The organism is Burkholderia sp. S171 (genome assembly GCF_009766085.1).
GTDB lineage: Bacteria > Pseudomonadota > Gammaproteobacteria > Burkholderiales > Burkholderiaceae > Caballeronia.
Genome location: NZ_LMUF01000010.1, coordinates 134,374 through 158,141, shown reverse-complemented (window position 1 = coordinate 158,141; position 23,768 = coordinate 134,374). Strand labels below are relative to the sequence as shown.

The 23,768-nt window shown below is 59.5% G+C and carries 21 protein-coding genes; 2 read left to right on the top strand and 19 right to left on the bottom strand.

Going from position 1 to position 23,768, the window contains the following annotated elements; translation table 11 throughout:
• Nucleotides 1–14: 14 nt before the first annotated feature.
• From GSQ93_RS06415 to GSQ93_RS06345, 15 genes are all read right to left on the bottom strand, one after another.
• The gene (locus GSQ93_RS06415; protein ID WP_158934787.1) at nt 15–1,352 is read right to left on the bottom strand and encodes a heterodisulfide reductase-related iron-sulfur binding cluster; all 1,338 of its coding nucleotides are present in this window, start codon (nt 1,350–1,352) and stop codon (nt 15–17) included.
• 208 nt (nt 1,353–1,560) lie between these two features.
• Nucleotides 1,561–1,983, bottom strand: a complete 423-nt coding sequence (locus tag GSQ93_RS06410) for a rubrerythrin family protein (RefSeq protein WP_047897154.1) — start codon at nt 1,981–1,983, stop codon at nt 1,561–1,563.
• Nucleotides 1,984–2,180: 197 nt separating this feature from the next.
• A complete protein-coding gene (locus tag GSQ93_RS06405) occupies nt 2,181–4,256 on the bottom strand; it encodes a sigma-54-dependent Fis family transcriptional regulator (RefSeq protein ID WP_367889737.1) in 2,076 nt (691 codons plus the stop codon).
• A 492-nt stretch (nt 4,257–4,748) separates the two neighbouring features.
• A complete protein-coding gene (locus tag GSQ93_RS06400) occupies nt 4,749–6,386 on the bottom strand; it encodes a molecular chaperone GroEL (protein ID WP_158934786.1) in 1,638 nt (545 codons plus the stop codon).
• A gap of 44 nt (nt 6,387–6,430) precedes the next feature.
• The gene (locus GSQ93_RS06395; RefSeq protein ID WP_158934785.1) at nt 6,431–7,213 is read right to left on the bottom strand and encodes a metal-sulfur cluster assembly factor; all 783 of its coding nucleotides are present in this window, start codon (nt 7,211–7,213) and stop codon (nt 6,431–6,433) included.
• The gene (locus GSQ93_RS06390; protein WP_158934784.1) at nt 7,210–8,229 is read right to left on the bottom strand and encodes an amidohydrolase family protein; all 1,020 of its coding nucleotides are present in this window, start codon (nt 8,227–8,229) and stop codon (nt 7,210–7,212) included. The genes GSQ93_RS06395 and GSQ93_RS06390 overlap by 4 nt, the downstream gene beginning before the upstream one ends.
• An 83-nt stretch (nt 8,230–8,312) precedes the next feature.
• Entirely contained in the window at nt 8,313–8,666 is a 354-nt protein-coding gene (locus GSQ93_RS06385; protein ID WP_158934783.1) for an MmoB/DmpM family protein, read from the bottom strand.
• A 44-nt stretch (nt 8,667–8,710) separates the two neighbouring features.
• Nucleotides 8,711–9,796, bottom strand: coding sequence for a toluene hydroxylase (locus GSQ93_RS06380; protein WP_158934782.1), 1,086 nt, complete (start codon nt 9,794–9,796; stop codon nt 8,711–8,713).
• Between the two features lie 62 nt (nt 9,797–9,858).
• Entirely contained in the window at nt 9,859–10,920 is a 1,062-nt protein-coding gene (locus GSQ93_RS06375; RefSeq protein WP_254073796.1) for an FAD-binding oxidoreductase, read from the bottom strand.
• Nucleotides 10,921–11,039: 119 nt separating this feature from the next.
• Complete coding sequence (locus GSQ93_RS06370) at nt 11,040–12,710, bottom strand: aromatic/alkene/methane monooxygenase hydroxylase/oxygenase subunit alpha (RefSeq protein ID WP_158934781.1); 1,671 nt, start codon at nt 12,708–12,710, stop codon at nt 11,040–11,042.
• 530 nt (nt 12,711–13,240) lie between these two features.
• A complete protein-coding gene (locus GSQ93_RS06365) occupies nt 13,241–13,444 on the bottom strand; it encodes a hypothetical protein (RefSeq protein ID WP_158934780.1) in 204 nt (67 codons plus the stop codon).
• A 43-nt stretch (nt 13,445–13,487) separates the two neighbouring features.
• On the bottom strand, nt 13,488–14,588 hold the full coding sequence (locus GSQ93_RS06360; protein ID WP_158934779.1) for a WD40 repeat domain-containing protein: 1,101 nt from the start codon (nt 14,586–14,588) through the stop codon (nt 13,488–13,490).
• Entirely contained in the window at nt 14,585–15,589 is a 1,005-nt protein-coding gene (locus GSQ93_RS06355) for a GTP-binding protein (RefSeq protein ID WP_158934778.1), read from the bottom strand. The genes GSQ93_RS06360 and GSQ93_RS06355 overlap by 4 nt, the downstream gene beginning before the upstream one ends.
• Nucleotides 15,586–15,903: a hypothetical protein gene (locus tag GSQ93_RS06350; RefSeq protein WP_254073777.1), complete on the bottom strand. Its 318-nt coding sequence runs from the start codon at nt 15,901–15,903 to the stop codon at nt 15,586–15,588. Before GSQ93_RS06350 ends, GSQ93_RS06355 begins: the two co-directional genes overlap by 4 nt.
• A gap of 25 nt (nt 15,904–15,928) precedes the next feature.
• Complete coding sequence (locus tag GSQ93_RS06345; RefSeq protein WP_158934777.1) at nt 15,929–16,972, bottom strand: NAD(P)-dependent alcohol dehydrogenase; 1,044 nt, start codon at nt 16,970–16,972, stop codon at nt 15,929–15,931.
• A gap of 543 nt (nt 16,973–17,515) precedes the next feature.
• Here GSQ93_RS06345 and GSQ93_RS06340 point away from each other — a divergent pair.
• Nucleotides 17,516–18,157, top strand: a complete 642-nt coding sequence (locus tag GSQ93_RS06340; protein WP_158934776.1) for a hypothetical protein — start codon at nt 17,516–17,518, stop codon at nt 18,155–18,157.
• 196 nt (nt 18,158–18,353) lie between these two features.
• Here GSQ93_RS06340 and GSQ93_RS06335 read toward each other — a convergent pair whose 3' ends face one another.
• The 3 genes from GSQ93_RS06335 to GSQ93_RS06325 form a co-directional block, all read right to left on the bottom strand.
• Entirely contained in the window at nt 18,354–18,914 is a 561-nt protein-coding gene (locus tag GSQ93_RS06335) for a carbonic anhydrase (protein ID WP_158934775.1), read from the bottom strand.
• Between the two features lie 41 nt (nt 18,915–18,955).
• Nucleotides 18,956–19,702, bottom strand: a complete 747-nt coding sequence (locus GSQ93_RS06330; protein ID WP_158934774.1) for an SDR family oxidoreductase — start codon at nt 19,700–19,702, stop codon at nt 18,956–18,958.
• A 75-nt stretch (nt 19,703–19,777) separates the two neighbouring features.
• Complete coding sequence (locus GSQ93_RS06325) at nt 19,778–20,656, bottom strand: NAD(P)H-binding protein (RefSeq protein ID WP_158934773.1); 879 nt, start codon at nt 20,654–20,656, stop codon at nt 19,778–19,780.
• Nucleotides 20,657–21,093: 437 nt separating this feature from the next.
• On the opposite strand from GSQ93_RS06325, the gene GSQ93_RS06320 reads away from it, so the two are divergent.
• Nucleotides 21,094–22,002 (top strand): LysR family transcriptional regulator, encoded by a 909-nt coding sequence (locus GSQ93_RS06320; RefSeq protein WP_158934772.1) that lies wholly within the window; start codon nt 21,094–21,096, stop codon nt 22,000–22,002.
• Nucleotides 22,003–22,040: 38 nt separating this feature from the next.
• Here GSQ93_RS06320 and GSQ93_RS06315 read toward each other — a convergent pair whose 3' ends face one another.
• Complete coding sequence (locus tag GSQ93_RS06315; RefSeq protein WP_158934771.1) at nt 22,041–23,684, bottom strand: FGGY-family carbohydrate kinase; 1,644 nt, start codon at nt 23,682–23,684, stop codon at nt 22,041–22,043.
• Between the last annotated feature and the right edge of the window lie 84 nt (nt 23,685–23,768).

Sequence of the window (23,768 nt, the reverse complement as noted above, 5' to 3'; positions counted from 1 at the left end):
TGGAGTGCGGAATATCAGAGACCGTAGGCCTTGCGCAACAGCGTCAGCGGATGCGCAAGCGCCGCCTTCGGCAAGCCGTTTTCATCAAGCCCCTGTTCAATATGATGGCCGGCCAGCGCGCAATCCGACGAAATGTAGTCGGGCTGCGACTGCGCCATCGCCTTGAATACCGGCGTGCCAATCTGCATCGCCGTGCGATGAAACTCCTTTTTCACGCCGAACGTACCGGCATGCCCGGAACAGCGTTCAACTACGTTCACCTGCGTATCTGGCACCAGCGCCAGCGTCTCTGCGGTCTTGCGTCCAATGTTCTGCACCCGTGCGTGGCACGGCACGTGATACGACACCTTTCCCAACCCAGTCTTGAAGTCAGTCTTCAGGAGTCCATCCCTATGACGCGTTACAAAATACTCAAAAGGGTCCCAGAAGGCTTCGCTGACCGCGCGCACGTCGGCATCGTCGGGAAACATCAGCGGCAGTTCGTGCTTATACATCAGCACGCAACTCGGAATCGCACCGATGATCGCATAACCCTCGCGCGCATATTTCGCGAGCACCGGCAGGTTCTTTTCTTTTTTGTCCGCGACGCCCTGCAGGTTGCCCTGCTCAAGCAGCGGCATGCCACAACATGCTTCACTCGCAACAAGTTCGTAATGCACTTCATTGTGAGCGAGCACCGCTAGCAGATCGTGGCCAATGCCGGGTTCGTTGAAATTCACGTAACACGTGGCGTAAATCGCGACCTTCCCCGGCGTACGTTTGCCATTGACGACCTGCGACACGCTCGATTTTTTTGCTGCGCTGCGGAATTTACGCGCTGCGAAATCAGGCAACCACGCGTCCTTGTCGACGCCGAGCGCCTTTTCCATCAGACCGCGCGCTGCTGCCGTGTGATTGACCGCATTCACCGTTTGCGTAATGACAGGAATCCCCGCTAAATGACCGAGCGCATCCGTATTCGATAGAAACTTGTCGCGCAGCTTCACGTCACCACGCTTGTAGTCGACCGCTTTGGCGCGCAGCATCAAATGCGGAAAATCGACATTCCACGGATGCGGAGGCACGTAGGGACATTTCGTCATGTAGCACAGGTCGCACAGGTAACACTGGTCGACCACCTTGCCGAATTCTTGTTTGTCGACTTCGTGTGCTTCGCCCGTATCGGTTGCATCGACCAGGTCGAACAGCGTGGGAAAGGCACCGCACAACGACACACAACGCCGGCATCCCGCACAGATATCAAAGACGCGCGCCAGTTCCTGATCGAGTGCCTCCTGATCGTAGAACCCGTCCGAGAGCCAGTCGAGCGGATGCCGGGTGGGTGCTTCGAGACTGCCTTCTTTGTGGGGCATGACGCCATGCTCCTGTTGTGATTTTCTACTTTTATGCCTGGGCGCCAGATGAATACCTTGGCGATGAGGACCTATGGCGCCACGCCCTACGCATCGCGTTGGCACGAGCGAGCGCCTGCGAATCGATGCCGCATACCCGCTATATCCTCAAGCGCAATGTGTAGCAGGGGCGCCGGGGACACCGGCGCACCCGCCGGCGCGCCTCCCGTTAGTCGACTAGCGCATCGAGCGCTTTGGTGTAGCGATTTGCGTGGCTACGCTCGGCCTTTGCGAGCGTTTCGAACCAGTTGGCGATTTCATCGAAACCTTCTTCGCGCGCCGTCTTCGCCATACCGGGGTACATGTCAGTGTATTCGTGCGTTTCGCCGGCAACCGCCGCCTGCAGGTTCAGACGCGACGAGCCGAACGGCAAGCCGGTGGCGGGGTCTCCCACCGCTTCCAGATATTCGAGGTGGCCATGAGCATGACCGGTTTCACCTTCTGCAGTCGAGCGGAATAGCGCTGCGACATCGTTCTGACCCTCGACATCCGCCTTGCCCGCAAAATATAGATAACGACGATTCGCCTGAGATTCGCCAGCGAACGCTGCTTTCAGATTTTCTTCAGTCTTCGAACCCTTCAGTTGCGACATCTGAGCCTCCTTGCAAGCCTGTATTGGGGGTGCGCGTTGTAATATAGGTCGTCTCGATTGACTCGCCATGCAGTTGCGCGAAGCTGCACAGTCCCATTTAAATCTAGCAGGTGAAACGGGCTTCTCGATTGTAGTTTTCAATCCCGCCGATAGCCGTCGACGATCCGCTTGCCACCCGTTTTTCAACTCGGGAGCCGTCATTCCATAGCCGGTTTGACAATGCTTTCCAGTTGATAGATCTCCAGCTTTCTATACAACGTGCTGCGAGAAACGCCAAGTGAACGGGCAGCCTGGGCAAGATTGCCATGAGCGCCATATACCGCTCGAGCAATGGCTGCGCGCTCCGTTTCTTCCAGACTGCTTGACCGAAGCGGCACGGGCTCCGCCGTGCTGACAGTTTCTGTTTCGGCGAGCAGTTCCGCGGGCAATTCGTCGAGTCCCACCTCTTCTTCGCGCGACGTCAACAATAAGTTCTCAATGATGTTTCGCATCTCCCTGACGTTGCCCGGCCAGGAATAAGCGCGCAGCACGGCCATGACTTCGGGGTTCAGCCGCCTTAGCGGAACCGCGTGGCGAAGCGCAAGTCGCCGGTTGAAATGCTCGACCAGGAGATCGATGTCGATATCCCGCTCGCGCAGCGGAGGGATCCGTATTCGGGTGACGCTGATGCGGTAATACAGATCACCCCGGAACCGCCCGGATTTTACTTCGTCGTGCAAATTACGATTGGTCATCGCCAGCAAGCGCACATCGACGTGCCGTGGCCGCGTGTCGCCTAATCGATAGACAACGCCCTCCTCAAGCGCGCGCAGGAGGACAGGTTGTAATTCGAGCGGCAACTCGCCAATTTCGTCCAGACACAGGGTGCCGCCGTGCGCGAGTTCGAAGCGGCCGGGTCGTCCCTCTGCAGTCGCTCCCGTGAACGCGCCGTGCACGTGACCGAATAATTCGCTGCCGATCAGCTCCTTCGACGCCGCCCCGCAGTTGTACGCGACGAAAGCTCCGCCTCCTCGCTCCTCTCCGTGAATTGCACGCGCGAACAGTTCCTTGCCGACCCCGGTCTCGCCCTCGATCAACACCGGTACACGCCTGCGCGCAAGCTGGCGACCTCGATTGACGGCGGCGAGCATGACAGCGCTCTGCCCGAGTATCTGGGCGAAACAGTTGCGTTGCGGGTCGGCCTCGCTTCCGGCCTCGCTTCCGGCCTCGCTTCTAGGCTCATTACCCGTTGCATTCCCAAGCGCATTGATGCGCTCAACTGTCCGCTTGCCCGAAGGTCGCGACCGGATCGCGGGAACAACGAGCATTGCGCCGATCGTGCTGCCTTCCACCACGACCGGGCTGAACCATTCGGCGCGCAAGCCGTGGGGCAGGTGCCGCGCCCAGTCCTCCACAGCGGAGTTCTCATTCATCCCGGGGAACCGCTCTCCTATGCCGACGGGAAGCGCTACCCTGCCTGTCGTGTGTACGAGGCGGCCGCGCCGGTCGATCGCAATCATTCCCGCTGCGTCGGACGATGAGAGTCGTTGCAAGCAAAAAGCCAATAGCCGCATATGCTGGCGCGCGGACTGTTCGGCCAGCACCATTTCTATTTGTCGCGCTGCCGTAATCGCCAATGTCAGGTTATTGATCTGATAAGTCGAAGGCGGCCCGGAGATATCGAGTACACCTATGATCGCACCGGTTCCGGGTTCGCAAATCGGCGCCGCCGCGCAACTCCAGGACTTGATCCCTTCGCAGAAGTGTTCTGAGCCGTGAATATAGGTCGGCTCGCCGGTCGCGAGCGCGGTGCCGATACCGTTGGTGCCAGCCATCGCTTCACGCCAGTCGCCGCCAGTCGTCAAGTGGATCTTTTCGCCGGCCGTCAACGTGCGCAGGTCCCCTGCCGCCTTGAGGATCACCCCATCCTGGTTCGTCAGCAGCAGCATGGAATGGGAATCCGCGAAGAGATCCGCGGTCGCGGCGAAAAGACGATCGGAGGCCGCCAGCAACTCCCGATGACGCCAACGCAACGCCTCAATAGCGTCGCCATGCACCGCGAATGGTGCGAGGCTTGCAGAAGGACTAACGCCAGACTCCAGACTACGTTGCCACGATGCAATCAGCGCTGAAGGAACCGATACCGCTGACTCGCCCGCCAGGAAACGTTCCCATGCGCGCATGGTGTCGCGGTCAGAGTGGAGGACGTCGGCGCGTTGCGCCTGTGCCATCAGGCCATGCATCACCGCCTGACCGCCAGGACCTGATGCACGCTCAATTTGGTGTCTCGCCACAAGTCTCCTCCGATGCGATTGGTCAGCGCGAAACCTCTCTAAGGCAGGCTTCGTCGCGACTCGCTTTTCTGGCGTTGCGGCTGGCGCTTCTCGCTATTCAATTCCGTAAGCTGGCAGCAACACCACGGACTAGTATATGCCTAGCTTTTGATCAGGTCCGCTCGGGAAAACACGCCCCGTCCAACATGACTAACTATTCTTTGACAAGACACATCGTAGGCATAGTCTGGGCCGTTGCAGCGCAATTTCAAGCGGAAATGACTCAAGGTTTATCGACGTAATAGCCCGCTATTACACAGCGTGGCCAGTCCAGCCAGGTATTCACGTAAAGCAGACCTGATGCGTTGTAAGCCAGGGCAAGCGGGAAGCGAGTAATCTGGCAAAGCACGTTTTCCGGACTACTCCAAAATAAACAGCACTATTAACTTTGGATTACGAAATAATTATATTTTTTTGTAAACGGTCACCTCACGGTGACCGTTTACAGCACGATTATTTTCGGCCAAACAATTCAGCGCCCCCGCCAAGCGCAGGGCCGGCCGTGGGATCGATCGTCTCCGGCTTCTTGGCAATCAGGGTCTGGGTTGTCAGGATCAATCCAGCAACCGACGCCGCATTGCGCACCGCGCTGTAGCTGACCTTGACCGGATCGATGATGCCTGCCTCCACCAGATTCACGAAGGCGCCCGTGCGCGCGTCGAGTCCCATGCCCGGTCTTGATCGCACCGCCTCGGCCACGATCGCGTCGCCGTTCAGGCCGCAGTTCGTCGCGATATGAAACAACGGTTTCATCAGCGCCCGCTGCAGCAGTCTTGCACCCTGCTGGACACTCCCCTGGGTGCGTGAAACGATCCCCTCAAGTTCAGAGGACACCCGCAGCAACGCCATCCCTCCTCCCGGAACGACACCCTCGGCAATGGCCGCGCGCGCCGCGTTGATCGCATCCTCGATCAAATGAAGGCGGCGTTTCTGTTCGACCGGCGTGGCGCCGCCGGCCAGGATCATTGCGGTGCCCCCCGATAGCTTGGCGAGGCGGACCTGATACTTGTCCCGCTCAACATTCTCCGGCGCCATCTCGTACTGGCGTGCCACCTGCTGGCGACGCGCGGCAATGCCGACCGGATCGCCGCCTCCGGCCGTGATGATGGTCTGGTTGGCGGAAATGCGTACTTGCCGGGCGCTGCCGAGGTCTCGCAGTTCCGTGGTCTCGAGTTTTCCGCCCAGGTCGCGGGCGACCACCCGGCCTCCCGTGACAATGGCAATATCCTCGAGCATCGCCTTGCGCCAATGCCCGTATTCAGGCGGATGGATGGCCGCCACGGCGACCCCGCCGTTGTCTCGCCAGGCGAGCAGGCTCACCACGCAGGCGGGCGCAACCTCTTCGGCAATGATCAACAGCGGGCGTTTGCTCTTTGCTATGAGCGCCTGGATGGCGACCACCTCTTCCACCGACTGCAGCCGCTGGTCGGTCATCAGGATGAGCGGGTTATCGAGTACCACCTGCATTCTTTCGAGGTCCGTCACCATGTGATGAGACAGGTAGCCACGATCGAAGGCCATGCCGTCGACCACTTCCAGGCGCGTTTCGACCGTCGTTCCATACTCCACGTCGACGATACCGTCGGGACCAACTCGCTCCAGCGCTTCGGCCACCATCGCGCCCGTTACCTCGTCATTCGCAGCCACGATGGCAACCGCACGCACCTCCTCGCTACCGCGCAGCGGCGTTGCCGTGCGCTTGAGCGCCGCAATGACCTCAGTGACAGCGGCCTCAAGGCCCTGGACCAGCTCAACCGGGTTAGCCCCTTCCGCGAGACAGGCAAGGCCGTCCTGCACGAGTGCATCGGCCAGGACCGTCGCTGTCGTCGTACCGTCGCCGGCGACTTCATTGGTCTGCTTCGATACCTCCCTGACGACCTGCGCACCGATGTTTTCGAACACGTCTTCCAGTTCGATCTCGTTGGCGATACTCACGCCGTCGCGGGAAATGATCGGCGTGCCGATCGGCCGGTCGATGATCGCATTCATCCCGCGGGGCCCAAGCGTGCCACGTACAGCCTTCGCGAGCTTGGCCACGCCGCGGCCGAGCGCCATGCGGGCCTCATCGTCATGCAACATGATATTCGGCATGATTGCGTGTCTCCTTTTATCATTAATTCGGATAACAAATCATTTTAAGTTGATCTCGCCACGCCGACAGAACGAACGAAATGCACCGGCTTTACCTCCACTTGCGGTGCGCATCCCGCGCCATATCGGGTAGCCAGCAAACCGCGGCACAGTGCGCTGTTAAATTCAGCGTTGACGCCAACCCGTCGCAAAGCGCGTAAGTAAGCGTGGATCTGGCCGGCATCGAGCAATGCGCCATCCTGGTCTACAAAGGCCAGTTCGCCTTCCCCCGACCCTATGACCGGGCGTCGCTCCAGGTAGCGAACGATCAGGCGATGACCCGCGGTGTCGCAAGGCAGCGCGGCAAGTTCCACGACGGTTAGCCGCAGCAGCGCCACTGATTCATGCCCTTGATCGAGCAGATAGGTCAGCAGCGCTTCCTGCCTTCGCTGGAAGGCCTTGACCATGAAGGTCCGGCGAACTTCCTCCAGTTCACCGCTTGCTTCACTACCGAAAGTAGCCTGGAACGACAGCCCGGCAGCGACCCCGCGATTGATCTCGTCGGCATACATGTGCTCGCCGAGGCCCACCGTGACCTTCTCGACCCACGGCAAGGCCGCGACGGCAATACGCATGTCGTCGGCCATCAGGAACGCAAAATTGGCGGCGCACCAGTAGGTCGGCAATCGAAAATCGACCCGCACGTGACCGCCGGAATCGACCTCTACGCCGGTGACAAAACCCAGTTCCGTCACCGATTCGTCGAGTTCGGGATCGATCACGGACTCGAGCCGCGCCCATACCTCCGCGGTTCGCTCACCCGTAGCAACGGCTGCCATGATGGTCATACCGTAGCCGTCTGACGCGTGTCAGCCAGCAGTTTCTTCTGCGCGTCTATATCGATCCCATACAACCGCGCTGCGTTGAGACCAAGGATTTTTTTCTTCGCGGTCATCGTAAGTTGAACGCCGGTTTCCTTGCTCACGGATTCAGGCAATTCAAACGCCATGAACTTTTCGATCAGCCACTTCGGCGACCAGATACCGTAGTCGCTGCCGTACAGGATCTTGTCTTCGCCGATCCAGAAAAGCAGCTCCGAAATCACATGGGCGAAATACTCCGGCCGCGTGTGAATGAATGGCAGCACCACCGCAAGGCCGCCATACACGTTGGTTTCCTGGGTCGCGATCCAGCAGAAGTCGTCCAGGCGCGGCAAGCCGCAGTGCTCGACAATGAAGTTCAGGTTCTGGAAGCTCGTCGCTGCGTCGTCGACGTCGGCAACATCGAAAGCATCGCGGTTCAGCGGCAGGATGGTCGGGCCCTTGTGGACGTGGATGTTCTTGATACCCAGCTTCTCGCAGCGTTCGAAGTATCTCTGTACACCCGGGTCCGACAGCTTGTAACCCTTGCTGTCACCGCGCCATTCGGCGGTATAGAGCTTGACACCCTGGATCTTGTATTTCTCCGACAACTCGTCCAGGCGATCGAGCCCGGCCTCGCCGTCGCGAGGGTCGAACGCGCCGTTGACGATAAACCGGTTCGGGTACTTCCCCTTCAACACATAATTGGACTCGGTCGTGTTGAAGCCATTCTTGTAGAAGTCTGTCAGATACGTCGGCTGACAGATCGCCATATCGTCATAACCTGTGACGAACAGGTCCTCGTACATGGCTTCTTCACCGTACTTGTCGAACTTTTCCTTGGGCCACAAATATTCCTTGGGACTCAGGTTCGAATGATAGGCATAGAAGCAATCGATGAACTGCTGGCCGTGCACATTCTTGAGGTTGGCCTTGCTGCCGTCCCAAAGATGAACGTGCCCGTCGATAATGAAGATCTCTTCACCGTCCGTGGTTCGATACATGACATTGTCTCCATGGGTGTGCGAAAAGCGACCGGCTTCATGTCATCCAAAGTCAGTCGCGAGGTGCGGTGGGGGGCAGATCGTCACTCGTAAGCCATGGCGTCGTCCATGTTGCCGAACAGCACGACGGTGTTGTCGTCTATCATCACCATCCGCCCGTAATGGGTCGAAGTGGATATTTCGAACAGATGCGGGGTCATTTCGCGGCCAAGCGATTCGCTGATCTCGCTCATCTTGAACTCGATCTTCCCCTGCCCGTCTATGCGAATCATCGCGGGAAGATAGGTCACCGTGATGCCGGGTTTTTGCGCCATCAACTCCGCAATGGCGCGCGCCTCGACACTATCGTTCATGGTGACGCCGCACTGATGAGAAATGGTCTGCTCGAAACGAACGTCCTTCATCGACTTGAAGATGTTGTCGGTATGCACTGACATCGTGTACTCCTCTTCCCGGTTAGGTCGTGCTAATTAAGAATCTCTCAGGCTCTGATCGTCAATGGAAAATGAATGCCGATCTCGCGAGCAATCATCTCGGCGCGCTCTATCGAACTGTTCAGGCTGTCGTTGAACTGCACCACCTTGACATGGGGAATTGACCAGATCGGTTGGAGGTGCTTCGCCGCCTCAGCCGCGAGGGCACCGTGCTTTTCCAGCCACTCGCCGAACAGTTTCCGGTTGGCGTCGCCATGCTTCGGGTCGTTGGCAAGCATGTGAAATAGCTCCACCGCGTTGGCCAGGTTGCGTTCATAGTCGCCCTCGGCCGCAGAAACTACGGTCGGCGTCAGGAAGTCGTTTTGCGATGCGGCCATCTGCATGATGAAACCGCTGCGGAACAGGTCGGCCACAAGCGGCTCGAACACCACGTTCACCGCGAAGTACTTTTCAAGGAAGTCGGTTGCGCCCCCGATAGCCTCCACTGCCCGGCGCGTCTCCTGCCAGATCGGGTCGTTCAGCCAGTGAGTCTTGCCAGCGTCGAGATCGAGATTCGACGCATCCAGCGCAATTTCTCCCAAGTACAGCGTCAAGTCCTGCGCGAAACGCAGCTTGTACGATGCATTCGTGAGGATGGCGCTGTTGATCATCTGCGTCACGCCATAGCGCTGCGCGTGCATGGTCGCGGTACCCAGGCCAAACTCTGCGTGCTTGTATGCGCCAAGGTGCTGTTCCAGCACCTTGAGCCACGTCTTGTCGAAACGCTTCACCGCGCCCGAGCGCCGGGCATTGCTGATAGCGCTGCTGATCATGCCGATGATCGTCGACTGGCGCTGGTAGTGGGTGCGCTCCCATTCCTCATCGACCGCGCGGAACTTGTGCCAGTCCGTGCATTTGGCGGCGGTCCATGTTTCCGAATAGGTCGGCGTGCCATCGGCAAACGAGATGATCCAGTCCTGCAGCAGGTAGCGCTTCGGGTCCGGCTGAACGTCGACGGTCATGTCCTCATAGTGCGATGCCTTGCGCCCCTTGGGCTCGAAGTAGTTGTACTTACGACTGTCCCAGCCAGCGAACTGGGCCGAACCGGCCGCGCCTGATGCAAGCGGCGCCGGTTGCTCTATCGTGGTGCTCATGTCGATCCTCCTTCGTCTTTCGGTTAAACGGAACTTCGGGTCTGCAGCTGGCCAAGGTCCGGTCAGCGGACGGCCTGAGTGAACTTGTCGAAATAAAGCCGCTCGGGTGAAACGCCGGCCATTTGCAGCACCGGCATTACCGCGTCGATCATTGGTGTCGGGCCACACGTATAGGCATCGATCTCGCCGGCCAGCTTTTCCTCGCGCAAGGTCCGTCCGAGCACCTCGTGAATGAAGCCAGTCTCGCCGGTCCACTCATCGCCTGCTTCAGCGTGTGAAAGCGCGGGGATAAAGCGGAAGTCCGGTAGTTTCTCCGTCAGTGCGGCGAAGTCGTCGAGATAGAACAAGTCGCGACGGGTACGCGCGCCGTAGAAGAAACGCACCGGCCTTTGCTCGCCGCTCTGGACAAGATCGTTGAGGATCGACCAGAGGGGAGACATTCCAGAACCGCCGCCCACCAGCACGATTGGCCCCGGTTGCTCCTCGCGCCGGAAGCAGGTGCCGTACGGTCCCTTCGCCACCAACCGGTCCCCTGGCTTGAGGCCGTCATCGAGCTGAGAAGAGAACGCACCATTGGGATACTTCTTTATGATGAACGCGAGGCTCGTCTGCCCCCCTGGCTCGCTTGGTACGCTCGCCATGGAGAACGACCGCGTGATGTCCATCCCCGGAATGGTCAGGTCTACATATTGGCCGGACCAAAACCGCAGCGGCTGGTCCAGCTCCACCTCGAGCAACCTGATGTCATGCGTCAGCGCGGTTATCTTTGTCAGCGTCGCCCCGAACTCCTTCACCGCAATGGAACGGCGCATCAGGTCTTCGTCGTAGTTCAGCAGTTCCACCGTGAGGTCACTAAATGCGAGCGTCCGGCACAGCAGGATGTGATTCGTCTCACGCTCATAGTCGGGCAGCGCGAAGGTTGAGTACTTCTTCAACTCGACGTCGCCTTCGATCAACAAGGACTTGCAGCTGCTGCACTGCCCTTCCTTGCATCCGTGCATCACCGAGATGCCCTGGCGGAATGCGGCATCCAGCACGGTCTCGCCCTCCGCGACCTCCATCTCGACGCCGACAGGCTCGAATCGCACTATATGAACTGTCTGGTAGTCGACTGTTTCCGGCATGGCATCCCTCTTCCATTGCATATCGGTCATGCTGCTCATCGTGTCCTCCTGATCCGTCCGGGAGCAGTAATGCACTCGCTCATTCACCTACTCAATCACTCCCGGACGGCATCGCTGCTTCAATTCACCGGGTTAATCTTGAAGCCGGCTCGATATTCAGCGATGTGCTTTTCGCGCTGCTCCGGCGTCATGCCCCTTATCAGAACGATTGGGCTCTGGATGGTATGACCGCGAACATGGTCGAGCGTCCACATGTTCCTGTCGTCAAACTGCAGATGCGGCTGCGGCACCAGGGTCTTGCCGTCGCTGCGCACGAAACCAAGATCCTTGATGCAATCAGCCAGATCCCAGCCGTGGTAGCACTCTTCCCATTCGCGGCGTCCGCTGAAGCGTCCCATGGCCGGCGTCGGCCGCCCCTCGTATTCGGAGGCGAACGCTACCTTGTGGGTCCAGCGGCATAACTCCGAGCAATAGGTGTAAAGCTGCCCTTCCACCTCATCCACTACGAAGTCTTCCCGGATCAGGCACGGCACCAGACAACTCCAGCAGCGGTGCGGGTACACGTAACCGTTCTCCTGGTCAAACAGCATGTTGGTTTCGCCCGGTATGCTCTTCTTCGCGTACCACTTCCAGTAGTCGCCGAATTCCGCGTACCAGCCCGGGTATTTGTGTTCGAACCACTCGAAGTCTTTTTCGGTCTGCGCCTCGATACGCCAGAAGTTGACCGGCCAGCCCACGGAGAAGAACTGTGCGACCTTGTGAACGTAATTCTTCTTGACGAGCCGATCCCAAGCCGCGCCAACATCATCGTGGTGAATCTTGATGCCGTATTTTTCCAGCGGGAGCATGTAAGTACGGTAGTAATCCTCATAGATCCACCGGTGCCACAACTCGACATACGATTCCTTGTTCTTGTCGCGGTCAGTGGTGCCGTACTCGATGAACGTGCCGATCGCCGCATCGACAATGGCGTGGTTTTGCCAGAAGGCGTAGCGAAGATCGCGCTCCAGCAAAAGATGATTGTCCGGATCATTAATGACCGACATCACCAGCGAATGGCCGTTGCCAATATGCCGGCTTTCGTCGGACTGCACCGAGAGGAACACGGTCGGCAACGCATAGTCGCCGTTGCGCGCGGCTTCTGAAGGCATGGCGACGAACAAGGTGTTCGTGAATGCCGTTTCAGCAACCACCTGCAGGAACACGTTCGCGGCGGTGACGGCGTCGCCCGTCAGGAACCCTTCGGCAAACTGACGGCCGATCGTCGTCGCGTAGCACTTGCCGAACGCCGCCTCCGTTATATCGAACCCGGCCGGGTCGATATAGTTCTCCATGTACCACTTCTTGAGGTTCATCTGGATGGTCGAGTGCCGGAATTCGTCCACCATCTGCATCGTGAAGCCGGTGCGCAGTTCTTCGCCAGGAGCGAGGCGGCCGAGCATCGCCATCGACCGCGCTGCCGAGATTTCCGGGAACGGAATGATCGCCAGGAACAACTTCATCCATTCGACCCAACGCGGCTGGACGTTGCGAAACATGTCGCCGCGCAACGCCGCATCGAGCGCACCATAGACGCGGTTATCCTTTTCCTCCTGCATCGGAAAATAGGAGCGCAGCACCTGTTTCATCGGGTCGCGTGGCGCCTTGCTGATCTTGTAGTCCGTCGGGAAGGTCATCGCTTCCTGAACGTAACTGGGCGTCCAGCCGAGATCGGCGACGCGGCGTGCCGCCTCGCCAATGCTGATCCCGCGCTGGGACGTGATCTTGTTGAGGGTTAATCCGTCGGACATTGAGCTCTCCTTTTCCATTTCATGAGTCACCGTCGTATGTCACATTTCACTGTCGTACGGCGGCACTACGGGCAGGGCCGGTTGATGCCACGGCCAGAGTCAACAATCAACAACACAGGCCGGTGGTCACGGTCGCGAACAAAAAGTGGCGCGGGAACGTAGAACAAACTGGCGTCCCGCTCCCACCTTCACGATCCATGCCTCCTGTCGTTTTTCTTGGACTTCGGATCATCGACACTTGGGTCTCGATCTGTACTCAAGAGCGATTAGCGTGCCAACGAGCCTCATGTCCCGCCTCATATGGCTGTGCTCCGCATGGCTTCGTTTCCGAAAGACGTGGGCACCGCATTCTGTTTTGTTATGCGACATTCGCATTCTGCGTATCTGTCCGATATTGGGACGATCCTGGCTACGGTTCGTCACCGTTCAGAAGGCATCAAGTGACGACGCAGTGGCGTGCATAATTTTTAATCAATCAGGATATCAAACTAATTATATGAAGATAGCGACGAACTTGGCGACACGACCGACTACAACCCCACGCCTCCACGCTGCTCCCCCGTATAGATCACGCTCTGCGCGCCCTCACCATTCGGCTTTCTTTCCGCGATGAATCGCGCCGCGAGCACGAGAGCGCCCATCGCGAAGTCTTTGCCGTACGCCTCGATCATTTCGTCACCAATCGCTCCCAGGCGCTCGAAGAACTGGTCCTTTGAAAGGTGCTCATTGCTCATGGTTGTCTCCTTCGTTGTGTAATGGATGTTGCCCGTCTTTTCATCATGGGCTTCCGAAATGAAATAGCGCCTCCGGCAACGACACCAGGCCAATCTCACCGGCTTCCGTGCCCATTGCTAGCCGTCCGCCATCGGGTGACCAGGCAATGGCGCTAACAGGACTACCGTCAGCCCCTTTGACAAACAGGACATCTGTGCCGCCCGGCGTGCCGCCCGGCTGGCACAGCAGTACCGCGCCATTGTGGTAACCCACGGCAATCAATGGATGCGTGGGATGGCAAGCTACTTGAGTGACCGGCGTCTTGCCGGCAATGCCGCATTCTCTCGGCTGCTCGTCACCTCCGGGCGGGTCGAATCGCCAGCAAACCGCGCGCGGACCGCCGCTCGTGACCAATACACGGCCGTCCGCCGAAAACGATAGCGACCGGGGTTGCCCGGGATAACCGCCCATTTCGATGTCGCCGCCGTCCGGCAACCGCCATCCATGCAGAGCGTTCTCCTCCATGCCGCTCACGAGATAGCGATCATCAGGACTCCATGCAACACTGCGGTGATACCCAGGCCATGCAAGCAGGCGAGGAACATGGGCGGCTACCGGCCATAGCGTGACGCCGCCGTGATGAGCGATCGCCAACTGATCGCCCGCGGCATTGAAAGCAAGGGCGGTTGCCGAGCCCGGTAAGGGAAGACTCGCCGGCTTCGCTCCCAGCCAGTGAACCCGGCGGCCGGTTGCATAAGCCCGTCCGGCCGCACTCGTTGCCACGAGGTCGATCCACTCACCGTCGACGTCGACCAAGACCTCGCTCGTGCCGTCGGCCTTCAGGTGGACCAGACGTCCGTCGTCCCCACCGCTGAGAAATCCTCCGTCAGGATCAGCAGCAAGCGCGAGGCAGGTTCCTTCATGCACACTGAAGCGGGCGACCGGCGCCGGGGGTTCCCGTGCTTGCTCGAACTCGACTCCACCGCCCTCCCGGGGCTTGAGCCTCGGGCCGCCAGGCCATTCACCCGTGGCGAGCGCTACCGTACCGTCACCCAGCGCAAATCCCGCATGGCGTCCGTCAACGTCCCACGCAAGTGCGACAACGGGCGCCTCCGTCACCCATCGGGCCCCGAGCATTTCGATCAAGGGTGGAGGCACATTCATGAGTCAGTCTTGCAGTATCCGATACTCTCCCGCAATCCTCGACGATCGAGATTGCGGCCGATAAACACCAGCCTGCTATCGCGTACTTCGTCCGCTCGCCACGGCCGGTCGAAATCCGTGTCCATGGTCATATGTACCCCTTGAAACACGAAACGGCGGTCCGATCCTGCCAGGTAGACGATCCCTTTGGCTCTCAACAGATCCTGGCCTTGCTCGACCACCAGTTGCTGCAGCCACGAAAGAAAACGGCTGCGTTCCAGCGGCTTATCGACTAGCAGCGACACGCAATCTATGCCATGGCTATGACGCCCGGGACTGACCGATATATGGCGAAAGGGTCGCTCATCAGAGAACGACTCGTCTGTATCTCCGGGCGAGGTAGCAAGATGGAGGCGCTTGAGATCGAACGCGCCTCGATCGAGCAGCGCAGCGAGCGGCACCACGCAGCGGACACTGTGCAACAACTCCGCGGTGGGATTGATGCCTCGAATGGCCCCTTCTACCGAAGCCAGACCACTCGCATCGACAAGATCAGTTTTGTTAAGGAGTACGATGTCCGCCTGCGCCAGTTGCTCCGCAGCCTCACGACTGTCAGCCAGGCATCCTCGGAGATGCAGCGCGTCGGCCACGCAGATGACGCTATCGAGCCGCGTGCGCTGCCGGATGAGATCGTCGACAAAGAACGTCTGAACCACCGGCGCGGGGTCCGCCAATCCGGACATCTCGATCAGGATGCCGTCGAAGCCACCCTTGCGCTTGATCAGTCCCGACACCACTCGGATCAGGTCGCCGCGCACCTTGCAGCATACGCAGCCGTTATTGAGCTCGATCACCTCGTCTTCAGCGCCCACCACCAGCCCCCCGTCGATGCCGAGTTCGCCGTATTCATTGACGATCACTGCATATCGCCGGCCATGTTGCTCGCGCAATATGCGATTAAGCAGCGTGGTTTTGCCTGCGCCAAGAAACCCGGTAAGAACCGTGACCGGAATTCGATTCATTGAAAAGCTCCGGGCTTTTTGCCAGACTCAACGGTGTCGAAATTTGCCAGCGCGTTCTCAAGCCAGTCACGCTCGGCTTCAATAGCCAGCAACTCGTTTTCCGATGCGTTCAGCCGCGCCCGCAATTGCACAATGTCCTGTGTCCGCTCCGGCGTGGCGCCGTCGCGCTTCTCGCAGGCCAGCGCACACGCCAACTCGATCTCGGCTCCGGCGCAACGGTTTTCGCCGCGCAAATAGCGGGAATTTACCTCGGTCAGTGCAATGACCAGGCGCACGCGTTCGGGAATCGGCATTGGATTTTGCTGCGGCGCCACGGCGCCCTCCTGGTCGGATCCATCGCTATGGAATCAGTACCGCGCGGCCCCTGATCTTGCCGTGATGCAGGTCCTTGAGCGCCTGGTTCGCCTCGCTCAAGCGGTATTCCTTCGTCGCCAGATGAACCAACCCGCGATCGGCCAGCGCCATCAGCTCGACCAGCTCGGGGTAAGTGCCGACCAGATTGCCGACAATGGTTTTCTCACTGGTGATCATGTCGATGGTCGGCAACTCGATTTTCCCGCCATAGCCGACGATGTAATAGAACCCGCCGTTGCGCGTCATGGCTAGGCCTTTGGCGACCGCGTCACCTTCGCCGACGAAATCGATCACGGCTTCCGCACCGTTACCACCGGTCAACGCAAGCACGCTTTGCACTTCGTCGTCGCCGCCCTTGACGGTATGGTCCGCGCCGCATTCCTTGGCAAGTTGCAACGCGGTTTCCGAGCGGTCGACCACGATGATTTCCGCCGCGCAAAGAGCCTTCAATACCTGAATGCCAATGTGCCCCAGGCCACCGGCGCCAATCACAACCGCGAACTGGCCCGGTAGCAAGTGACGAGACGCCTTCTTGGCAGCCCGATAGGCGGTCAATCCGGCATCGGTATAAGGCGCGACGTCCTTGGGCGCCAACGATTTCGGCAACTTGATCAGCGAGCGTTCGCCCGTGAGTATATATTCGGCATAACCGCCATTGGCATTGATGCCCGGGAAGCTGCTATCGGTTGCATGCATGTCGTCGCCGCGGCGGCACGTCAGGCAATAGCCACTCGTCACGAGCGGATGGCAGATCACAGCGTCGCCCACCTTGACGCTCTCGACAGCAGAGCCCACTGCCTCGACCCAGCCGGCGTTTTCGTGGCCCATGATGTAGGGCAAGACCACGTCCACCTTGCTGCGCCAGATGCCTTCGACAACATGCAAATCCGTGCGGCAGACACCCGCGCCGCCAATGCGCACGATCACGTCGGTGGGCCGCCCGATCTTCGGATCAGCGACCTCCTCGTAACGCACGAACTCGTCACGGCTCAATGATTCATCGTACTCATGCAGCACTGCAGCTTTCACGTTTCGTCTCCTGGTGAACGGCACGACGGCTTGCATGGGAACTTGCCGGCCTTCGATGCCGCAAGCAGGCTCGCCGGTTCTTCCAACGCGTTTTTATTGGTTTCGTTTATGCAATGTCCATGCCGGTGACGCGCACTCCGCCCAGACAAGGCCTTGGTGCCTGACAGACAACAGGATTTAATTGGATTGTTAAGCACCCGGGCCGGCTTCGGAATTCGGCCCACTGTCGCAGAATCGGACGCTTGTTCGAGCGGCCGCTGCCGTACGTGTCGCGAAATGAGACATGCGCTGCGCGGATTTGGCGGCGGCCCTTCGATTAACGTCCCTGCAGGTGACTTTAACGTGGTCGCAACCGAACGCTGCATCACGCGCCAGATGACGCGGAATTGAATTCGTTGGACTTGCCAGATTTATGACGCGAATTCGTTACCCAAACGTGTCACTTAAGCTTCCGGTTGTTCCTGCCGATAACCATGTTGACCACTGTGTCTCGTCGGGCTTTGCATGCGTGGCGATTGTCGAAAACGCGAACCTGGAATCTCCATGAGACGAAGAGCCGGAATGGCGATGCTCTGTGCCGCATCGATCATCGCGGGCTGCGCGAGCGGCCCTGTGGTGCGTACGACCGCGAATGGGCGACAGGAGCCTACGCGTGTGCGTAGCTTACTGATCGTCGTGGACGATTCCCTGTTCGGTGAGGCGTCGCGCAAGCGTGAGGGTAATCACTTTGCGAACTCCCTTGGCAGCACGCTCAGGGCTAACGCAGGTTCGATCCCGGTGACGCTATTGCAGATCGACTCAGAGGCAGATGCACGCGCTTTGCCCAAAACGATTCTGTCGTCTCTTGCAACGCAAATCATGGTTGTCAAAGCCACACGCGTTACGACAACCTCGCGCGGTGACGCCGAAGCCGTTTGGCAGCTCGCAATCTCCGACGTCAATGCGTCAATCGTTCCCAACGAACACGACCCTTCCCGGCCCAACACGCGCGTAGAGATGAAAACGTTCTATCGGGAACAGATCAGCGCCGTCGTTATAGCGGGCTTGGACATCTTCGTCGGCGGTATCGACAAGAATGCAGAGAAAATGGGCTTGGCGATCGCCGCGCGCCTGCGCGAGGAACATATGCTAACGCCCGATCCATCAGCCGGCGCGACGCCCGTCGTGACGTCGGAGCAGTCCTGATCGGAAGCCAAACGCGAATAGTAAGTCAGCGCGGACAACGTGAGCGACCGTTCTCCGGCAACGCGGCGCGTCTGCAGGCGCAACCTTGTCCAAGCGCTGTGCGCCCCGTTTGCAAAGGGGCCACCTCCTGACTGCGTTGCGTCAGAACCTCAGTCAACGGTGTAGCGTTTGTTGAACACGGGTGGCAGGAATCGGCTCAAGTCAAATGGCCTTGATCCAGTTCAGGCCGCAGCACCGTGGGCGGAACGACTGTCTCTACAAGGCCCGTCTTCACGTCATAGACGATACCCGTCACCGTAAACGCGCCCGGCAGATTCGGGTTGGCTTTGAGTGCCGCTACGTCGATTGCTACCGCCTTGTACGGATCGGTGATCGCGAGATCGTCGAGCTTGTCATCGGCGACGCCCATGTACTTCGCCAGCAACTTTGGCGCGTGATGGTAGCAACCGTTGATTCCACAATCAGTATGCTGAAGCACGACCAAATTCCAGCCAGGGCCGACTGCTTCTCCCGCCGCTCGCGATACCGTACCAAGAATCGCCATCGTTTCGAACAGCGCCGGATTCACGCGTCCGCCCACGTTGCGGATGATGGCCGCTTCGCCGGGTTCCAGCTTCAATATGTCCATCGGATCGACGCGCGGATCGACGCAACCAATGATCATCGTGCGGCGCGACGGCAACATTTTCAAATCCGCGTTAAAGCCGGTTTCTGCGAATTCGGCATTGCGGCTGGCGAGCGTTTCCAGGAAGTCCATGATTCACCTCTGTAATTTAACTTGAAAAATAGGGAAATGGGTCAGGCGCGTTGCGGCAGCCGGGTGGACATCTTCGCCTGCAAACCCTTCGGGTCAGCGGTGAACGCCGCGTGAATGACGCGCGTTTGATCACCGGCGACGATCTCGTCGTTGATGCCGGTTTCGATGGCGTCCAGCGCTTCAGTGACGACCTCCTGCGGCGTCATGCGAGGCTCAGGCAGCTTCGCGCCCATTTCAGTGTCCGTCTGAACCGCGAGGACGCCGACCACCTGCGTGCCCTGTGCGCCCAGTTCAGCGCGCACGCTGCGGGTGAGCGACAGGCTCGCAGCCTTGGATGCCGAGTAGGTTGCCGCCACCGGCAGACTGATAAGCGACAGCATCGACAGCATGTTGATCAATGAGCCGCCGCCCGTCTTGGCGAGTACCGGGGCGAACGCGCGGGTCAAAGCCAGGGTGCCAAAATAATTGACGTCCATTTCACGGCGTGCGTTGTCGATGTCGGATGCGGAGATGGCGCCTTCGAACGCGGCGTAGCCGGCGTTGTTGATCAGGAGCGTCACGTCCGACGCAATCACTGCCGCTGCGGCGACCTGATCAGGGTCGGTGACGTCGAGCGGCATGGGAACCAGGCGGCGGTCGCCATTCTTGAGAATATCTTTGAGCGAGGTGGTATCTCGTGCCGCGACGTACACCTTTGAAGCCCCCCGCTTGAGCAGTTCTTCGACGAATACGCGGCCAATGCCGCGATTTGCACCTGTGACGAGTGCGACGGAATGAGCAACTTTCATGATGATGTCCTTTTGGGTTTGATAAGTGGTGAGGGCGGTTCCGGTGCTGTGCAAGCGAGCCGTACTCCGCGAATGTCATGCGCCGTTGAGCTTGTCGGCATGAAGGCGTGCAAATTCACCGACGGTCATCGATCTATGGCCGGTCAGCTTTTCGACGTTGTTATCCGCGCCGGACATATGGCCGTGCTGGTAGTCAGCCATTGCGCCGCTGAGATGCTGAACGATGTACGCCGGCACGCCCATTGCCTCGATCGAGTTGCAGTATTCGTCGATAGGCAAATCCTGGAAGACGATCTTGCGGCCGAGCGCTTCGGACAATTCAGCCGCCATTTGCTCGTGGTCCATTTCGACCGGGCCCGAGAGCGGGATCGTGGTGCCAATATGCGCTTCCGGGTTCTTCAGCAATGCAGCGATAACCCGGCCTTGATCGTCAGCGGCAATCGGCGAGTGACGGCCTTTGCCAACCGGCATGCGCAGGACCCCTTGCTGCAGATAAGGCAGTTGCCACGGATAAAGCAGCCACTCCAGGAAGTAAGTAGGACGAAGGTGAATGACGTCCAGGCCCGACCAGTTGAGTACTTCCTCAGCAATGTACGTGTCGCGGCAGGAATCGCTGCTCGACTCACGGTTGGCCGAACGCTGCGAGAGGTTGATGACCGTCTTCACGCCGCTCTCCCTGGCCGCTTGCGCGAAGTTCACCGTTGCGTTGATCAGGCCGGGCTGAACGGGCCACACCAGGTAGGCGGCGTCAACATCCTTCATGGCATCGCGGATGGTGTTGATCTCGAGCAGATCGCCAACCACCACCTCAGCGCCCAGCGCTTCGAGGGCCTCCGACCGGGCATCCCTGCGCCGCACCATCGCACGTACATTGAGACCGAGCGCGATTGACTCGCGAACCGCTGCACGACCCGTGTCGCCGGTGGCGCCAGTAATTAACACTTTCTTTGACATGATTAACATTCCTTATTAAATGAGTTTGGAAGGCTTCGAACCATTACGTTGTGACTTACATAAAAGCGTGCGTTGCTGGGACCACTCCGGCGAAACGCATCTGGGAGTCAGCTGCGCTTTCGTTGTTACCAATATCGTTTATTGCAGGGTTGAGCGGTAGTCCTCGCTTCAATCTATGACTTATCACGGAACAGCATGGACAGGTGCGACCGGTAATTGTCAGAGGGTTGTCTATCCGGCCACGCTGCACCAGAGCAAAGCGCTGACTCTTTCAGCGGATAGTTGATAATCGCTGCCGAACCACATGCGTAATGTGGCGCGGCGGCGTTTATCTCGGTAGTCCCCGAGTTCGGCTAACATTTATGCTGAGTCAGCATGGAAAGCGTGGTGGAGCGCCGGTTATTGATTGCCGATGGTCGCTGGAAAAGGAGGCAAGCTTGAAGGACGTCCTGACATTCAGGCTTTACACCCGGGTCGCCCGGCTGGGCAGCTTTTCGGCCGCCGCGCGGGAAAGCGGGCTGGCGCAATCACAGGTCTCGAGGATGGTCGCCGAACTCGAAGCGGGCCTCGGCGCCCGCTTGCTCACACGGACAACCCGGGCTGTCGTGCCGACCGAAGCGGGGCTGGAGTTTCTTGCCCGCATGGAGCCGATTTTGGCCGCAATCGACGACGCGGAGAACAGCGTTCGCGAGACGGGAGAACTACGTGGCGTGTTGCGCCTCGCCATGCCTTCAACGATGGCCACCCGTGTGATCATGCCGCGCCTTCCGGTTTTCACCGAACGTCACCCATTGCTCAAGCTCGACATCATGCTCGACGATCGGTGGCAGGACATGATTCGCGAAGCAGTTGATGTCGGCATCCGCGTGGGCAGTCTGCCGGACTCTACGGGCACCGCCCGGTTGATTGGGAAAATGCATCGTGTGGTCGTGGCTTCCCCAGCCTATCTTGACCGGTATGGCGCGCCAGCGTGGCCGGAGGAGCTTACGGCGCATCGGGTCGTCGGCGGACCAGCGGGCGCGCATGCGACTTCATGGCAATTCGAGCGAGATGGCCAGACCACGTCGATCGACCTGCAATCGCATGTTTCAACTAACGACACGGCTGGCGCGCTTGCCGCGGCAATAGCCGGCCTTGGGATTGTCTCGACGACTTCATGGGCCTGTCAGTCTGAGCTCGACGTTGGGGCGCTCGTGCGTTTGCTGCCCGAATGGAAAATGGCCGAGCTTCCAGTACATGCTTATTTTCCGATGGGGCGAACGACCCGTATGGCGGCCCGCGCTTTTGTCGAATTCATCGAGGCAGAACTGGACAGGGAGCCGCCTCAACGGTTTGCTTCAACGTAGCCATCAATGCCGGGCCGTCGTAGGTCTACCGCGTGAATCTAACGAATTTCCCTCGCCACGCTCTGCAACTGCTTGAACGCGCGAAACCGCGCTTCATGCAGTGCCGCGATATCGCCTGCGTCCGGCTCGTAGGTCTTGCTGATGTGCGACATCCTGGTCATCGCCGAGCGAACATCGTCGAACAGGCCGCCTGCCACTGCGCCTAACATCGCGGCACCCAGCAGGACGGGTTCTTCCGCTTGCGTGGCAAGCACGGGCTTTCCCGTTGCATCGGCGAGCAGTTGCCGGACGAGATCGAGTCGCCCCGCGCCGCCGCTAATGACCACCCGCTCGATCGGGGCGCCGGCCAAAGTCTGCGCTTCGATAATCTGGCGAAGGCCATAACCAATACTGCAAATGCCGGCGATATAAAGAGCGACCAGACTGTCCAGGTCATTCTCCATTCCAAGGCCTGCAATCACAGCTCGCGCGTGCGGGTCGGCGAGCGGCGCACGATTCCCGAGGAACTCCGGCACGACATGCAAGCCCTTGGCGAGCAACACGGTCCCCGACAAACTGTCCGCCGCCTGAGCCGCGAGACTAGCCAGCAACACGGGTAGAGACTGGTCCGCTTGCTCCGCTTGATGTCGGGCATCGGGCGTCGCGGGGTGCATCGAAAGCAGTTGTTCGATCGCGGCGCCCGCCACCGATTGCCCGCCTTCGTTGAGCCATGCATCGGGCACCATCGCCGAAAAATAGGGCCCCCACACGCCGGGTACGAAGACCGGACTGCGGGTGGTGGTCATCGTGCACGATGACGTGCCGAAGACGTAACCGAGGTTGGACTCGGCTTCACCATCGGCGCCCACCGTACCGATTCCACCGGCATGCGCATCGATCACGCCGGTCGCGACCGGCGTACCGGCTCGCAGGCCGAGCTCCGCAGCCGCATCCGCTGTTAGCCCGTTCCCCAACGGCGTTCCCGGGTCGACAACAGACTGGCCGATGCGCGCAAAAGCCTCGTCCGCCAGCACGCCCAGGCCGACGCTGCGAAAGTAGCTCTCGTCCCAGCGCCGTTCGTGCGCCAGGTAGGTCCATTTGCAAGTAACCGTGCAGGTGGAGCGCGACAGATCCCCGGTCGCGCGCCAGGTCAGGAAGTCAGTCAGATCGAAGAATTGCCACGCCGCCGCGAAGACGCTCGGCCTGTTCTCGAGGAGCCACAGCAGCTTTGGCGTCTCCATTTCAGGCGAGATCTTGCCGCCGACAAATTTAAGTACATCGTGGCCCGTCGCGTTGATGCGCTCCGCTTGCTCCAGCGCACGATGATCCATCCAGACGATGATGTCGCGTTCAGCTTGCTCCGAGGGACCCACGGGCAAAGGCTGCCCGCCGTCACCCAGTACGACGAGCGAGCAGGTCGCGTCGAACCCGATCCCCGCCACCTGATCAGGCGACACCGCGGCCTGCGACAGTGCATCCTTCACAGATTGACAGACGGCGTTCCAGATCTCGCTGCTCGACTGCTCGACGATGGAGCCGCTCGCATGGAACAGGGTGATGTCACGCTTGGCCGTGGCCAACATGCGGCCTGCCAGGTCAAAGATTCCTGCCCGGGCGCTGCCCGTGCCTACGTCCACGCCAACGATGTAACGTGCATCGTCCTTGCTGCCTGTCGCCCCGGTGGTCGGGTTATCTGAGGTCATAGCTCACTGCCTGCTCAATGCTTGTTACGGGAGGTGTTTCAGGTAAACCGCGAGCGGCATCAGGCACAAATCACGCGCAAACCG

Bases quoted from the DNA above. Each gene is read 5' to 3' on its own strand.
- GSQ93_RS06365 (WP_158934780.1), bottom strand. From the start codon at position 13,444: ATGAGCAATGAGCACCTTTCAAAGGACCAGTTCTTCGAGCGCCTGGGA.
- GSQ93_RS06400 (WP_158934786.1), bottom strand. From the start codon at position 6,386: ATGCCGAATATCATGTTGCATGACGATGAGGCCCGCATGGCGCTCGGC.
- GSQ93_RS06395 (WP_158934785.1), bottom strand. From the start codon at position 7,213: ATGACCATCATGGCAGCCGTTGCTACGGGTGAGCGAACCGCGGAGGTA.
- GSQ93_RS06380 (WP_158934782.1), bottom strand. From the start codon at position 9,796: ATGAGCACCACGATAGAGCAACCGGCGCCGCTTGCATCAGGCGCGGCC.
- GSQ93_RS06410 (WP_047897154.1), bottom strand. From the start codon at position 1,983: ATGTCGCAACTGAAGGGTTCGAAGACTGAAGAAAATCTGAAAGCAGCG.
- GSQ93_RS06335 (WP_158934775.1), bottom strand. From the start codon at position 18,914: ATGGACTTCCTGGAAACGCTCGCCAGCCGCAATGCCGAATTCGCAGAA.
- GSQ93_RS06355 (WP_158934778.1), bottom strand. From the start codon at position 15,589: ATGAATCGAATTCCGGTCACGGTTCTTACCGGGTTTCTTGGCGCAGGC.
- GSQ93_RS06415 (WP_158934787.1), bottom strand. From the start codon at position 1,352: ATGCCCCACAAAGAAGGCAGTCTCGAAGCACCCACCCGGCATCCGCTC.
- GSQ93_RS06360 (WP_158934779.1), bottom strand. From the start codon at position 14,588: ATGAATGTGCCTCCACCCTTGATCGAAATGCTCGGGGCCCGATGGGTG.
- GSQ93_RS06315 (WP_158934771.1), bottom strand. From the start codon at position 23,684: ATGACCTCAGATAACCCGACCACCGGGGCGACAGGCAGCAAGGACGAT.
- GSQ93_RS06370 (WP_158934781.1), bottom strand. From the start codon at position 12,710: ATGTCCGACGGATTAACCCTCAACAAGATCACGTCCCAGCGCGGGATC.
- GSQ93_RS06385 (WP_158934783.1), bottom strand. From the start codon at position 8,666: ATGTCAGTGCATACCGACAACATCTTCAAGTCGATGAAGGACGTTCGT.
- GSQ93_RS06330 (WP_158934774.1), bottom strand. From the start codon at position 19,702: ATGAAAGTTGCTCATTCCGTCGCACTCGTCACAGGTGCAAATCGCGGC.
- GSQ93_RS06390 (WP_158934784.1), bottom strand. From the start codon at position 8,229: ATGTATCGAACCACGGACGGTGAAGAGATCTTCATTATCGACGGGCAC.
- GSQ93_RS06375 (WP_254073796.1), bottom strand. From the start codon at position 10,920: ATGCCGGAAACAGTCGACTACCAGACAGTTCATATAGTGCGATTCGAG.
- GSQ93_RS06325 (WP_158934773.1), bottom strand. From the start codon at position 20,656: ATGTCAAAGAAAGTGTTAATTACTGGCGCCACCGGCGACACGGGTCGT.
- GSQ93_RS06340 (WP_158934776.1), top strand. From the start codon at position 17,516: ATGAGACGAAGAGCCGGAATGGCGATGCTCTGTGCCGCATCGATCATC.